The sequence below is a fragment of the Klebsiella terrigena genome, from assembly GCF_006539725.1.
Taxonomy (GTDB): Bacteria; Pseudomonadota; Gammaproteobacteria; order Enterobacterales; family Enterobacteriaceae; genus Klebsiella; species Klebsiella terrigena.
Window position 1 is genome coordinate 1 of the sequence record NZ_BJNO01000019.1, and the last position, 13,665, is coordinate 13,665.

Consider the following 13,665-nt stretch of genomic DNA (forward strand, 5'->3'; position numbering starts at 1 on the left):
GGGGCGCATATTAACGGCGGTGCTCCACCTTGTCAAAGGCTGAATCATCGGAATGAGTTTGACTGCTGACAATTTCAGCAGTCTGCCGAGGTTCACTCACTTTTGCGCCGTTGCGCACCGCGATGGTGCAAATGTACCCCTTATGGGGCATATCGTAATCCGCTTACCGGGCAAAAAAATCCCCTGCAGCAATCGGAATCGCTTATTACGCGGCGTCCAGCGGCTTTTGCGCCGGGGATAATAAAACTGGCAAGTAAATTGCAAAACCTACTGTATCTCAACTGCCAGCGTTGGTACTGGCGTTCCTTACAGGAGGCAAAATGAACTTAAGACGACTGAAGTATTTTGTGAAAATCGTCGATATTGGCAGTCTGACTCAGGCAGCCGAAGTCCTGCATATCGCACAGCCCGCGCTGAGTCAGCAGGTTGCGACCCTGGAAGGTGAACTGGACCAGCAGCTGCTGATTCGCACTAAGCGAGGCGTCACGCCGACGGAAGCAGGGAAAATCCTTTATACCCACGCCCGGACCATTCTGCGCCAGTGCGAGCAGGCGCAGCTGGCGGTCAATAACGTGGGCCATATCCTCAGCGGCCAGGTCTCTATCGGGCTTGCGCCGGGAACCGCAGCATCCGCCATTACGATGCCGCTGCTGCAAACGGTCCGTAACGAGCTTCCTGAAGTGATGGTGTATCTGCAGGAGAGCAGTGGGACTATCCTTAACGATAAGCTGCTCAGCGGTCAGCTGGATATGGCGGTACTGTACGAGCGGTCTCCGGTTGCCGGTATCGTCAGCCAGCCGCTGCTGAAAGAGGACCTCTATCTGGTCGGTACCCGAGACTGTCCGGGGCAAAGCGTTGACCTGACGGCGGTCGCCGAGATGAATCTGTTCCTGCCCCGCGATTACAGCGCGGTGCGGGCGAGGGTCACGGAAGCCTTCACGCTACGTCGTCTGTCGGCAAAAATCATCGGCGAAATCGAGTCGATTACCACCTTAACCGCGGCAATCGCCAGCGGAATGGGGGCCACCGTGCTGCCGGAATCCGCCGCTCGCTCGCTGTGTAGCGCCGCTAACGGCTGGATGGCGCGTATCAGCACGCCGTCAATGAGCCTGTCGCTATCGCTGAATATGTCTGCCAAGGGCAGTCTGTCGCCGCAGGCGCAGGCGGTGAAGGAAATTTTACTGTCGCTGGTGAGCCGCCCTTCGCTGGAGAACCGTGAGCTGCTGCTGGTCAGTTAGCGTATATTCCAGAATGGAATAAGTTGCTGGTTTTTATTATTTGTTAGCAAGGACAACAGACTTTAACAATAGAGCATATGTTATGTCTGATAGCCCGGAGGAAAGGGTGAATTTCCAGCAGCTAAAAATAATTCGTGAAGCGGCCCGTCAGGACTACAACCTGACGGAAGTCGCCAATATGCTCTACACATCGCAATCGGGCGTCAGCCGTCATATTCGTGAACTCGAAGAAGAGCTGGGGATCGAAATCTTTATCCGGCGCGGCAAGCGTCTGCTGGGGATGACGGAACCGGGTAAAGCGCTGCTCTCGATTGCCGAACGCATTCTTAATGAAGCCAGCAACGTCCGCCGTCTTGCGGATCTGTTTACCAACGACGCCTCGGGCGTCTTGACCATCGCCACGACGCATACCCAGGCGCGCTATAGCCTGCCGCCGGTGATTAAAGCGTTTCGCGAGCTGTTTGCCGACGTTCGCCTGGAGCTGGTGCAGGGGACGCCGCAGGAAATCGAAGCCCTGCTGCATAACGGCGGCGCCGATATCGGCATCGCCAGCGAGCGGCTGAGCAACGACCCGACGCTGGTCGCCTTCCCCTGGTTCCGCTGGCACCACAGCCTGCTGGTACCAAAAGATCATCCGCTGGTCCAGGTGAATCCGCTCACTCTGGAGGCCATTTCTCGCTGGCCGCTGATCACCTATCGTCAGGGGATTACCGGACGCTCGCGTATCGATGAGGCCTTCAATCGCAAAGGGTTGATGCCGGATATCGTGCTCAGCGCCCAGGATTCCGACGTCATTAAAACCTACGTTGAGCTTGGTCTGGGGGTTGGGCTGGTCGCCGAGCAGTCGGGTGACGCCAGGGAATCTGACACCTTCACGCGTCTCGAAACCCGGCACCTGTTCGATGCCAATACCGTCTGGCTAGGCCTAAAGCGCGGGCAGCTGCAGCGTAACTACGTCTGGCGCTTTATCGAGCTGTGTAACGCCGGGCTGTCGCTGGATGAAATTAAACGCCAGGCGATGGAGCCGGAAGAGACGGCGATCGATTACCAAATCTAACGGCGTACCGGCAGTGGACAGGGGAACGTGGCCCACCGCCGTGAGCTGGTATATAAGATTTCGATAATAAAGCTATAATTCATTCACGATTGTCGCGACTGAGGAAGGGAAATGGTGCGGCGTGTGAAACTGCTTTGTTCTCTGTTATTTATCCTGTCAAGCCAGAGCGTTCTGGGCGTTAGCTACCCGTTGCCGCCGGAAGGAAGCCGCCTGGTGGGGAGTCCGCAAACCATCATCGTCCCGGACGGTAATACGCTACCGCTGGAGGCGTTTGCCGCGCAGTACGGGCAAGGGCTGAGCAATATGCTCGAAGCCAACCCCGGGGTGGATGTCTACTTACCGAAGTCGGGTTCGACGCTGATCGTCCCGCAGCAGCTTATTCTGCCCGATACGGTGCGCGAGGGGATTGTGGTCAACGTCGCGGAAATGCGCCTTTACTACTATCCGCCGGAGGGGACCACGGTTGAGGTTCTGCCGATAGGCATCGGCGAGGCTGGCCGTGAAACACCGCGCAACTGGGTGACCGCGGTGGAGCGTAAGCAGGAGGCGCCAACCTGGACACCAACGGCCAATACTCGCCGCGAATATGCCAAAAGAGGGGAAAGCCTGCCGGCATTCGTGCCAGCCGGCCCGGAAAACCCGATGGGTCTGTATGCTATCTATATCGGCAGGCTGTACGCCATTCATGGCACTAATGCGAACTTTGGTATTGGGCTGCGCGTAAGCCAGGGATGTATCCGTTTGCGTAACGATGACATTAAGTATCTCTTCGACAACGTTCCGGTGGGGACGCGGGTGCAGATTATCGATCGGCCGGTGAAATATAGCCTCGAGCCGGACGGCAGCCGCTGGCTGGAAGTTCACGAGCCGCTCTCGCGCAACCGCGCGGAATACGAGTCGGACCGAAAGGTGCCGCTGCCCATGACGACGGGGATCCAGGCGTTTGTGCAGGGCGAGGGCGTGGAGACGAACCGGGCCAGTGAGGCGATGCTGCGTCGTTCCGGAATGCCGGTAAATATCGGCTATTCAGCGGTACAGTCCACGTTCGGCGGCTAGCGTAGCTGAGCGGTTAAGCGTTTAGAAAACAAAAGCCTGCCGGGTTCCCTCAGCAGGCTTTTTTAATGGGCTCATCAGGCGAAGAGCGTTCTGGCTTAAGAAGCGCTTGTTCTGCCGATAGCCGCGGCAGGCGTCGCTATGGCCAGGGGATAATCCCGGAGCGCCGGAAACGCAGGCCTGACGTTCACTATCCCGCTGGTGCTCATTGACTGCCGGGCTCAGGGATAATCTCGCTGAATACGACCTGATTTCGTCCCTGCTGTTTGGCCTGATAGAGAGCCTGGTCGGCCATGCGAAGGAGCTTTTCCCTGTCGCCACCGCATTCCCGCAGCCCGGCCACGCCCGCGGAGATGGTGATATGTCCTGCGCGAGAGAAGGTGGCCCCGGCCATGACTCTGCGGATCCTCTCCGCCATGGTCATTGCTCCGTTACGCGTCGAGTCAGGGAGCAGAACAATAAACTCTTCCCCGCCGAAGCGGCTAATGATATCCCCATCCCGACAGGTCTGCTTCAGCAGGTCAGCAATACGAACCAGCACGAGGTCTCCCGCATCATGCCCGAACCGATCGTTAATGGTTTTAAAATGATCGATGTCTATGGCGATCGCGTACTGATCCTCTGCGGCCCCAACGCGCGCCGACTGCTCATGAAATCCCCGGCGGTTATAGAGCCCGGTCAGCGGGTCCGTCATCGCCTCATCGCTCAGCGTGGCGAAGCGGGCCGATACCGAGCGGAAGCTGTTCTGCATTGCGTTTCGCAGCATGTCGGCTTCCTGGTACCAGGCCTTGATAGTCGAGAGTTTTTCCGGCGATGTCAGGCTGTCCGTGGCGCGAACGCGCCCTGCAAGCTGCTCCAGCGGGCGCGCAATGCAGGAGGATAAAAGGGCCACGCTTCCCGCAACCAGCACAAGGATAACGAGAACAAACCCGGAGATTTTTTCGACCGTCCGCCATAGCATGCGGGTGACCGTATTGGCGGGTGTAGAAACGAAAATATTCCAGCTGGTTTGGTTAAGGCTGGCATAGCCGACCAGGCTCTTATGCTGCCCATAGAGTCCGGTATAGTGCCCGCTTTTGTTCGCCTGTAACGCAGTCCGGATCTGTGCAGGCATGGAGAGGAACGAACCCTTTTGGGACGTATCTCTACTGAAGATAATCCGGCCATTGTTATCGACGACGCTGATGGTGATGTTGTCTTCATAGAAATGGAGGCTCAGAATATCGCTCAGCAAACTCTGCTTTTTCAAATAGATACTGCCACCCAAATACCCCAGATAGCGGCCATCGGGTGCCAGAATGGGCTGCGAGAGCAGGATCATCTCGTTCCCGGCAACCGACGTGAACGGGTCTGAAATCAAGGGCGATCGCGCGGCCAGAGCCCGTTGGTTAGCCTGTGAATGCAGCGTCACCCCCGTCAGCGCCGGTAAGTAGGGGGAGGTCGAAACCAGCACCGACTGGGCATTGACCACCCCCACAGAGTTAAACATCCCGGACTGAAGACGAAGCCGATCTACTTCATTCTGGCTGTAAGAGGTGCTGCGGACCGACGCAGCGCTCCAGGCGAGCTCACGCTGGGCAAACGTCAGGTAGCGGTCGGTGGTGTCGGCAAGCTTTCGCGCATAGGCCTGATTGCTATCAAGGAGCGACTCCTCAATATTGTTCCTTTGGAAAAGCAGCATCGTTCCTGACAACAGGAGTGACGTGAGTACAACGCCTCCGGTTGTGAGCAAAATAAGCATAGGTCGGAGAAAGGGTTTTTTGCTGAACATCAGTTCACCTGTAATTCAGACCATCCCGTCAAACCGGCTGCGGATAGTCCCGTCCCTGGAGAGGTCAAAAATTTTCCGATATGTATATAGCTAAGGAACAGCGGTAACGCCAGGATTCTCCTCACCTGAGACCTGGCATCCTCAGGGCAGGATGGCTTCACCCGCTTGCGGCGAACCGCCTTCATCGCTACAGGCTGTCGGATAAGACGCTTCATATAATACTGCGATATGCATTGGCACATAAATAAATATGAGATAGCGGGCGGCGGATAGAGCACGCAATTCGCTGCTGGTTAAAATTTGCACATTCGGCGCTATGGTCGACCTCACGCCCTCTGCAGCAATCTGACTCCAGGTTATCCACAGAGTTAGCTAGCCACTTTGTGGACAGACTCGGCCCCGTGTCCGCCGGCCTGGCCGGCGCGTTGACTGCGGGTGGAAGCGCGCCTGTCATATTGAATAGCGCTGGCTTAAGGCCATTCTGAATTTAGTATCTTGATTCGTAAGTATTTATTCTTTTCAGCTATTCAAAGTCAATAAGGTTATTTGTTTTTAATGTGGGTAATGCATAAAAGTGAGGTAACGCAGAAAACAGATTTATCGATGTGCTGTTAAGAAGGATATTATTATGCCGGAAGCGGGTGAATTGTATCTCCTACCGAAAAGAGAAAATAACTGGCATTTAAATAATGTCGTCGATGAACTGCGTCACGTTCGTCAGGCGTGGCGCGATGAACATTCGAAAAATAACTATCGTAATAAACGCAGTTTGCCTTCCCGTGAAAGCGTTAATTCCGTTACCGATACTTTGATAAAAGTGCTTTATCCGATGCGGCTGGGCGATGTCGAATTACGCAAAGAGGGCGAGGATTATTACGTCGGCCACCTGTTAGGTACCTCGCTTGACCGGCTGACCGAAGAAGCGCTTCTGGAACTCTACTATCAGTCCGATGAGCAGGATGAGCAGGGCGCGAGCCACGCGCTGACGCAGGAGGCGGTCAGGCGAGTCCAGCAGTTTGCTAACCGCTTGCCGCTTATCCGCCAGCGCCTCGACAGCGATATCCTCGCGGCCTATCAGGGCGATCCCTCCGCGCGCAGCATGGATGAGGTGCTGCTCTGCTATCCGGGAATTCATGCCGTTATCCACTATCGCCTGGCCCACGAACTGCATCAGCTCGATCTGCCCCTGCTGGCGCGCATGATAACCGAGAAAGCGCACGGCCAGACCGGGATAGATATTCATCCCGGGGCGCAGATTGATGACGGATTCTTTATCGATCACGGGACCGGCGTGGTGATTGGCGAAACGGCCATCGTCGGTAAGCGGGTACGTATTTACCAGGCGGTTACCCTGGGGGCGAAACGATTTATTGCCGGTGAAGACGGGCAGTTACTAAAAAACTACCTGCGCCATCCGATAATAGAAGATGACGTCGTTATTTATGCCGGCGCAACAATATTAGGACGAATTACTATCGGTGCGCGTTCGAGCATTGGCGGGAATATATGGCTAACCCGCGATGTTCCGCCGGACAGTAATGTGCAACAGGCGCGAGCTCAGCAAAAACATTTCAGCGACGGCGACGGGATTTAATTCTGCCGAAAATAAAATGGAATGGCCGGCGCATCGGGATAGATAAAAATAACGGCGTGATAATCATTATGAATTTACTTGAAACGATCGGCGCTACGCCGTTAATAACGTTGCCCTCTTTTGCCGCAGAGTTGCCAGGCGTAACACTGCTGGCAAAAGCAGAGTTTATGAACCCCAGCGGCTCGGTGAAAGACCGCGCGGCGAAAGCCATGGTGCTGGACGGGATTGCGCGGGGTTTATTAACGCCGGATAAAACAATTATTGATGCGACCAGCGGCAATACCGGCATTGCCTACGCGATGATTGGCGCGGCGCTCGGATATCGCGTCCGGCTGTATCTGCCGCAGAATACCAGCCCGGAGCGCAAACGTATTATTCGCCATTATGGCGCCACGATTGTGGAAACCGATCCGCTTGAAGGCTCTGACGGCGCCTATATAGAAGTTCAGGCGCAGGTCGCGGCGCACCCGGAACGCTATTTTTATCCCGACCAGTATAACAACCCCGTCAATCCAGATACGCATTTCGCAACGACCGGAAAAGAGATCTGGGAGCAGAGCGGACAGCAAGTCACCCATTTTGTCGCCGGTATGGGCACCTCCGGCAGCTTTGTCGGCACCGCGCGGCGGCTTAAGTATGAGGATCCGCAGGTGAAAACGCTCGCCGTGCAGCCCGCTTCGCCGTTCCACGGCATTGAAGGAACGAAGCATATGGGCAGCAGCATCAAGCCGGGCATTCTCGACGAAACCCTGTTCGACGATGTTATTTCCGTCACTACCGAGGAGGCCTATGCGAGCGCACGACGCCTCGCCCGGCGGGACGGCATTTTTGTCGGCATTTCATCCGGGGCAAACGTTGCCGCCGCCGCCAGGCTGGCCCGCACGCTGCCAGCGGGATCGGTGGTGGTCACGCTGCTGTGTGATGTCGGCTCGCGTTATCTGGCTGACTCTTTCTGGAATGAAACCAATGATTGAATTAACCCGCGAAATTGCAAAGCAGATTAGCGCTGAAGGGGAAAAGGCCTACCCCAACGAGTGCTGCGGCGCGCTCTTTGGCCATTTCTCCGCCCAGGGTGATGCCCGCGTGACGGCGATTTTTCCTATCGTCAATGCCCGCGAGTCGGAGGAGCAGTACCACCGTTTTGTCATCACCGCCGACGACTCCCTGCGGGCGGAACGCGCCGCGCTGGCTCAGGAGGTGGACGTGGTCGGCTATTACCATTCGCACCCCGATCATCCGGCCATTCCGTCGGAATTTGACCGCGAACACGCGCTGCCGTTTTACGCCTACATCATCGTTGCGGTTGCGCAGCGGCAGGCGGGCGCGCTCACCAGCTGGCGACTGACGCAGGACCGCCAGCGCTTTTTGCCGGAGGACGTGCGCACCGTTCTATAACGCGAATAACGGGCAGCACGCTGCCTGAATCCAGAAAAAAACACGGAGAGATTACCACTATGGCATCGACATTACTGATTCCCACCGCACTTCGCGCCTTCACCGATGGCCAGGGGAAAGTGACCCTCGAAGGCCACACCGTTGGGCAGCTGGTCGCCGCGCTGGCGGAGCGTTTCCCTGACATTCAGCCGCATCTGTACGACGACGCGGGGGAGCTGCGCAGCTTTATCAATCTGTACGTGGGGGAGAACAATATTAAAACCACCGGCGGGCTGGAGACCCCGATCGGCGAGGGCGCCGAGGTGCTGCTGGTCCCCGCCATTGCAGGCGGCGTCGGGAAGGCGGTATGAGCAGACCGAGCATTATTGCTGACGACCGTCTGACGGAGCTGACGCATGCGGAAATTGCCCGCTACAGCCGCCATCTGCTGCTGCCGGAAGTGGGGCTTGAGGGGCAGAAGCGTCTGAAAGCGGCCCGCGTGCTGATTATCGGCACCGGAGGGCTGGGAGCGCCGGTGGCGCTTTATCTGGCCGCTGCGGGGGTCGGGACGTTGGGGATTGTCGATTTTGATTTTGTCGAAATCTCCAACCTGCAAAGGCAGATCATTCATAGCACCAAAGATCTCAACCGGCCCAAAGTCGCCTCGGCGAAAGACAAGCTTAAAGCGATTAATCCCGACCTTCAGGTGGTGACCTATAACACCACCCTGAGCAGTAAAAACGCGCTCGAGATTATTCGCGAATACGACCTCGTGGTTGACGGTACGGATAACTATCCCACCCGTTATCTGATCAACGATGCCTGCGTTTTGCTGGGTAAGCCGCTGGTCTACGGCTCCATTTTCCAGTTCGAAGGGCAGGCCAGCGTCTTTTATGCCGGGGAAGGGCCGTGCTACCGCTGTCTTTATCCCGAGCCGCCGCCGCCGGGGCTGGTGCCTTCCTGCGCGGAAGGCGGCGTGGTCGGCGTGCTGCCGGGAATTATCGGCACCATCCAGGCGGCGGAAGCGATCAAGCTTATCGTCGGCGGCAGCGAGAGCCTGATTGGCCGTCTGCTGCTCTTCGACGTGTGGCAGATGAAGCAGCGCGAGCTGCGGCTGGAGCGGGATGCCGGCTGCCCGGTGTGCGGTGAGCATCCGTCGATTCATGAGTTGATTGATTACGAAGAGTTTTGCGGGCTGAAACCCGATGAGGCGGAAATTCCGGTTGAAAGCGTCACGGCCAGGGAGCTTCACGCCTGGATAGAGGAGGGAAAACCCCTGCAGCTGATCGACATTCGTGAGCCCCACGAAAGGGCGATTGCCAAATTCCCGCAGGCAAAAGTGATGCCGCTGGGTCAGATAGTCAGACGCATCGGCGAATTCGATCCGACGGTCGATGCGGTGTTTCTGTGCAAGATAGGGCAGCGCAGTATTTTCGCGATTCGGGCACTGCAGCGCGCGGGTTATCAGGGGCGCGTGATGAATTTAAAAGATGGCCTAAACGCCTGGGCGCGGGATGTCGATACCCGTTTGCCGCAGTACTAACCTTCAGCTCCACTATTTCAAACACTAAGGAATCATCATGGCAGAACAAAAAGGCATTAATGCACTGGGGCGTGAAGCCGCGTATCAGTTAGCGAACGTGACCAAAACGGCTCCGCAGTTTGCGGCAATTACCCCGCGCTGGATCAGCCGTTTCCTCGATTATAAGGGCCTGGAGTCGGGGATTTATCGGGTCAACAAGGTCGTGGAGGGCGAAACGCCGCTCGACGCATTGTGCAGCCAGGACCCGACCCGCGTTGAGATACCGCAGGGCTATATCGAATATCAGACCACGCCGCGTGAATACCAGCTCGATTCGATTGCGACCATTATTAACGTGGATACCAAAATCGCCGATCTCTACAGCTCGCCTTACGATCAGGCGTCAGAGCAAATTGCGCTGGCGATTGAAAGCCTGCGCGAGCGCCAGGAGAGCCAGCTTATCAATAACGATGAATATGGATTGCTGAAAAATATCGATGATTCGCAGCGTATTCAGACCCGCAACGGCCGCCCGACGCCGGATGACCTGGATGAGCTGCTGTCAAAAGTGTGGAAGGAGCCCTCCTTCTTCCTGGCCCATCCGCGCGCGATTGCCGCATTTCAGCGTGAAGCCACGCGACGCGGCGTCCCGCCGGTTACCGTGAATTTACAGGGCGGTACTTTTATCCTGTGGCGCGGTATTCCGCTTATTCCTTCCGATAAGCTGTTTGTTGATGGCCTGAAAAACCCGAAAGGCCAGGGCGGGAAAACCAATATCCTGCTGATCCGTTCCGGTGAAAGCAAACGCGGCGTGCTGGGGCTTTATCAGGAAGGGCTGCCAAACGAACAGTCTCGCGGGCTGTCGGTACGCTTCCGCGGAATAGACGATAACGGCGTGGCCTCCTATTTACTCTCACTTTACTGCTCCGCCGCGATCCTCGCCGATGACGCCATTGCCGTGCTGGAAGACGTTGAGGTGGGGGAATATTATGACTACGAGTAATCTATTCACGCTTCCCCACGCGCCGGGCGGATGGCCCGGCGAGGCGGGCGAGGCGCCTTCTGCGCGCGATTATGGCCTGCCCGACGCGCGGGATCTGCAAGGCCTGTCGGGCGATTCGCCCGCACGCCCGCGTGCCGGAGAGGCCGCTTACGCGCCGAGGGTGGTGCCGCTGGGCCAGGAGAGCAGAGCGGACATCGCGCCTCGCGGGTTTGCCGCACTGCCTGCTTCCGGCACCCAACCTGCGCCACCGGCGCGGGTCGGGCAGATCCCGGTTGAGCGGATCCGCGCAGACTTCCCGATCCTTGCCGAGCGGGTGGACGGTCATCCGCTGGTCTGGCTGGATAATGCCGCGACGACCCAGCGCCCGAAGCAGGTTATCGATCGCATCAGCCACTACTATTTACACGAGAACTCGAACGTTCATCGGGCGGCGCATGCGCTGGCCGCACGTTCCACCGATGCGTACGAGGCCGCGCGTGAGAAAGTGTCGCGCTTTATCGGCGCCCGCGGTCCGGAGAATATCATCTTCGTGCGCGGTACCACCGAAGGGCTCAACCTGATTGCGCACAGCTACGTGAAGCCGCTGTTACGACCGGGGGATGAGATTATCCTCACGCAGCTCGAGCATCACGCCAACATCGTGCCGTGGCAACTTATTGCGCAGGAGACGGGCGCGACGATCCGCGTTGCGCCGGTTGATGAGCACGGGCAGCTGATCGTTGAGGAATATATTCGGCTATTCAACGACAAAACCCGCTTTGTGTCCGCCACTCACGTTTCCAACGCGCTGGGTACCGTCACGCCGGTTCATGAGCTGGTACAGATTGCCCATCGGTTTGGCGTGCGCATCGCCATCGACGGCGCGCAGTCTATTTCGCATATCCCGACCAACGTCACGGCGCTGGATGCCGATTTCTTCGTCTTCTCCGGCCACAAAATTTTTGGACCGACCGGGATCGGCGTCGTGTACGGCAAACAGGACGTGCTGGAGGAGGCGCGCCCGTATCAGGGCGGGGGGAATATGATTGCCGACGTGACCTTTGAACTGACGCGCTATCAGCCCGCGCCGAATAAGTTTGAGGCGGGAACGGGCAATATTGCCGATGCCGTCGGGCTGGGGGCGGCTATCGATTATGTTACTTCCCTGGGGATAGAAAATATTGCGCACTACGAGCATGCCTTACTGGAGTATGGCATTGAGAAGCTGTCGGCTATTCCGGGCCTGACGCTGGTCGGCACCGCGGCGAATAAAACCAGCGTGCTCTCCTTCGTGCTGGCGGGGCATGAAAATGAAGCCGTGGGGCGCTATCTGAGCCAGGTCGGGATTGCCGTGCGATCCGGGCATCACTGCGCGCAGCCGATCCTGCGCCGCTTGGGCTATGAAAGTACCGTCCGGCCTTCGCTGGCTTTCTACAATACGCCGCAGGAGATTGATTTTCTTGCAGAGCACGTCGCCCGGTTTGCTTCGCGCTAGCGCTGTCCGACGCGGTCAGCCAGGTGTTCGGCGATAAAACGGCCTGTAGATTGAGCTCTGGCGGCGCCCGGGCGTTGCCAGGCTATTTGAGATGTCGGCGTGATGAACCGTCTGGAGGGGATAAAAAGCAAAAAGCCTGCTTAGTTTCCTAAGCAGGCTTCTTAAATTTGGCTCCTCTGACTGGAGGGACTTTGCTATTAAATAGCCGATTGATAAGCTAAAAATAAAAATTTGGGTTGTTAAGACCACCTTGCTGACCGCTATTTCAGAGCAACATTTGAAGTTCACTTAGTTACACCTTTAACTTCACTGACAATCTATTAACCAGCGAAAATAGTTGTACTTACAACCGCAACAACTTACAGATCCGATTACAAATATCACCTGCTATCCACTCTGGTGCTATCGTGCGTGATAATCAATAATTTGGGCGCTGGCTGGCAACTACACTGTAATGTATCAAATTCCAGTGCGGCTTCACTCTAAAACGCCCCGACGTTTCGAACCCGTTTACGGCAGATCACGCGTGACAATCTGCAGGAACTCATCCCGCACCTGATTGTCGATTTTCGGATTCCACGCCACACCAATGTTCCATATGACCTGCGTTCCCAGCGTAACCAGCTTGACTCCCACAGGTAAAAAATTCCCGGCGCTGGCGGGCAGCAGCGCGATACCATTCCCTCCGGCTATCAAAGCCAGCAGGGAATGAATGTTATTCGTCGCTGAGACTGGCTCAGCGATAAGCTCATGATCCCGCAGGAACGCAGCCGTTTGCTCCGCCAGACAGGGGTTGGCGGCTGGATCCATGCATAAAATCGGATGGACTGCCAGCGTATGCTGGAGGTCTGCGGGATCAATATCGACGGTTACTGGGACAGCCAGTACCAGATTTTCTTTATTTATGAGTCGAGAGGCCAATAATTCAGTTACCGGCATACGGACAAAACCAGCATGCAATTCACCTTCCATCAGCATTCTGACTTGTACGCTGGAGGGGATTTGGCTGATAACAACGTCGCAGTCGGGAAATTTTTGGCGAAAAATATTGATCCAAACCGGTGTGCTTTTAAACGAAGAGATCCCAAAGCCGAGCACCAGTTTACCCGTACTCCCCTTCTGGAGTTCCCGGGCGTAGGTTAAAAAATCACGGTGGGATTTCAGCAACTCATGAGCTTTAGCAAACAGCTGCCTGCCAACTATCGTCAACACCGCCCCATGGCGACCACGCAGGAAAAGCTGTCCTCCGGTCTTCTGTTCGAGCATCTGAATCTGCTTTGAAAGCGCAGGTTGTGTCAGAAACAGGGTTTCCGCAGCTTTATTGTAATTTCCCTTTTCCGCCAGCGTCACAAATGCACGCAATAGTCTTATATCTATTCCTGACATTTATCGAATCCTGAAAAATTGGAATTATACAAATACTCGCAATAGATGACATGATGCAGAAAATGATTTAAGCCGAGCTACTTCCGGCTTGTCAAATTCAGAAACGTCATACCTGCTGTTCCTGATTCTGTTTAGCACTTACTAATGCGAAGGTTAGCTATAAAAATTAAGCTCGCCAATCATTCAGAAATAT

General features: G+C 56.2%; 12 protein-coding genes. 10 read left to right on the forward strand and 2 right to left on the reverse strand.

The features are described 5' to 3' along the window. The first annotated feature begins 320 nt into the window (after nt 1–320). The 3 genes from nac (at nt 321) to ldtA (ending at nt 3,351) form a co-directional block, all read left to right on the forward strand. Nucleotides 321–1,238: a nitrogen assimilation transcriptional regulator NAC gene (gene nac, locus RTE01_RS18975; RefSeq protein ID WP_041146297.1), complete on the forward strand. Its 918-nt coding sequence runs from the start codon at nt 321–323 to the stop codon at nt 1,236–1,238. A gap of 106 nt (nt 1,239–1,344) precedes the next feature. Then, the gene (gene cbl / locus RTE01_RS18980; protein ID WP_041146296.1) at nt 1,345–2,295 is read left to right on the forward strand and encodes an HTH-type transcriptional regulator Cbl; all 951 of its coding nucleotides are present in this window, start codon (nt 1,345–1,347) and stop codon (nt 2,293–2,295) included. A gap of 114 nt (nt 2,296–2,409) precedes the next feature. Then, nucleotides 2,410–3,351, forward strand: a complete 942-nt coding sequence (gene ldtA, locus RTE01_RS18985) for a L,D-transpeptidase (protein WP_166793783.1) — start codon at nt 2,410–2,412, stop codon at nt 3,349–3,351. Nucleotides 3,352–3,553: 202 nt separating this feature from the next. Here the strand turns inward: ldtA and RTE01_RS18990 are convergent, their stop codons facing one another. Next, nucleotides 3,554–5,119: a diguanylate cyclase gene (locus RTE01_RS18990; protein WP_123551632.1), complete on the reverse strand. Its 1,566-nt coding sequence runs from the start codon at nt 5,117–5,119 to the stop codon at nt 3,554–3,556. 628 nt (nt 5,120–5,747) lie between these two features. Between RTE01_RS18990 and epsC the strand changes: the two genes are divergently transcribed. From epsC to RTE01_RS19025, 7 genes are all read left to right on the forward strand, one after another. Further along, on the forward strand, nt 5,748–6,713 hold the full coding sequence (gene epsC, locus RTE01_RS18995; protein ID WP_041146294.1) for a serine O-acetyltransferase EpsC: 966 nt from the start codon (nt 5,748–5,750) through the stop codon (nt 6,711–6,713). Nucleotides 6,714–6,781: 68 nt separating this feature from the next. Beyond that, entirely contained in the window at nt 6,782–7,687 is a 906-nt protein-coding gene (locus RTE01_RS19000) for a PLP-dependent cysteine synthase family protein (protein WP_115193923.1), read from the forward strand. After that, entirely contained in the window at nt 7,680–8,108 is a 429-nt protein-coding gene (locus tag RTE01_RS19005; RefSeq protein ID WP_134526851.1) for a M67 family metallopeptidase, read from the forward strand. Before RTE01_RS19000 ends, RTE01_RS19005 begins: the two co-directional genes overlap by 8 nt. 59 nt (nt 8,109–8,167) lie before the next feature. Further along, the gene (locus RTE01_RS19010) at nt 8,168–8,458 is read left to right on the forward strand and encodes a MoaD/ThiS family protein (RefSeq protein ID WP_041146292.1); all 291 of its coding nucleotides are present in this window, start codon (nt 8,168–8,170) and stop codon (nt 8,456–8,458) included. Further along, on the forward strand, nt 8,455–9,630 hold the full coding sequence (gene moeB / locus RTE01_RS19015) for a molybdopterin-synthase adenylyltransferase MoeB (protein ID WP_115192360.1): 1,176 nt from the start codon (nt 8,455–8,457) through the stop codon (nt 9,628–9,630). Before RTE01_RS19010 ends, moeB begins: the two co-directional genes overlap by 4 nt. A gap of 37 nt (nt 9,631–9,667) precedes the next feature. Continuing rightward, nucleotides 9,668–10,612 (forward strand): family 2A encapsulin nanocompartment shell protein, encoded by a 945-nt coding sequence (locus RTE01_RS19020; RefSeq protein ID WP_134526848.1) that lies wholly within the window; start codon nt 9,668–9,670, stop codon nt 10,610–10,612. Next, entirely contained in the window at nt 10,599–12,086 is a 1,488-nt protein-coding gene (locus tag RTE01_RS19025; RefSeq protein WP_141335267.1) for a cysteine desulfurase, read from the forward strand. Before RTE01_RS19020 ends, RTE01_RS19025 begins: the two co-directional genes overlap by 14 nt. Nucleotides 12,087–12,596: 510 nt before the next feature. On the opposite strand, the gene RTE01_RS19030 is transcribed toward RTE01_RS19025, so the two are convergent. Further along, nucleotides 12,597–13,472, reverse strand: coding sequence for a LysR family transcriptional regulator (locus tag RTE01_RS19030; protein WP_141335269.1), 876 nt, complete (start codon nt 13,470–13,472; stop codon nt 12,597–12,599). Between the last annotated feature and the right edge of the window lie 193 nt (nt 13,473–13,665).

What these genes read in the sequence shown, in the direction of transcription:
- RTE01_RS19005 (WP_134526851.1), top strand. Translation starts at nt 7,680, where the DNA reads ATGATTGAATTAACCCGCGAAATTGCAAAGCAGATTAGCGCTGAAGGG.
- RTE01_RS19025 (WP_141335267.1), top strand. Translation starts at nt 10,599, where the DNA reads ATGACTACGAGTAATCTATTCACGCTTCCCCACGCGCCGGGCGGATGG.
- RTE01_RS18990 (WP_123551632.1), bottom strand. Translation starts at nt 5,119, where the DNA reads ATGTTCAGCAAAAAACCCTTTCTCCGACCTATGCTTATTTTGCTCACA.
- RTE01_RS19000 (WP_115193923.1), top strand. Translation starts at nt 6,782, where the DNA reads ATGAATTTACTTGAAACGATCGGCGCTACGCCGTTAATAACGTTGCCC.
- RTE01_RS19010 (WP_041146292.1), top strand. Translation starts at nt 8,168, where the DNA reads ATGGCATCGACATTACTGATTCCCACCGCACTTCGCGCCTTCACCGAT.
- nac (WP_041146297.1), top strand. Translation starts at nt 321, where the DNA reads ATGAACTTAAGACGACTGAAGTATTTTGTGAAAATCGTCGATATTGGC.
- moeB (WP_115192360.1), top strand. Translation starts at nt 8,455, where the DNA reads ATGAGCAGACCGAGCATTATTGCTGACGACCGTCTGACGGAGCTGACG.
- RTE01_RS19020 (WP_134526848.1), top strand. Translation starts at nt 9,668, where the DNA reads ATGGCAGAACAAAAAGGCATTAATGCACTGGGGCGTGAAGCCGCGTAT.
- RTE01_RS19030 (WP_141335269.1), bottom strand. Translation starts at nt 13,472, where the DNA reads ATGTCAGGAATAGATATAAGACTATTGCGTGCATTTGTGACGCTGGCG.
- epsC (WP_041146294.1), top strand. Translation starts at nt 5,748, where the DNA reads ATGCCGGAAGCGGGTGAATTGTATCTCCTACCGAAAAGAGAAAATAAC.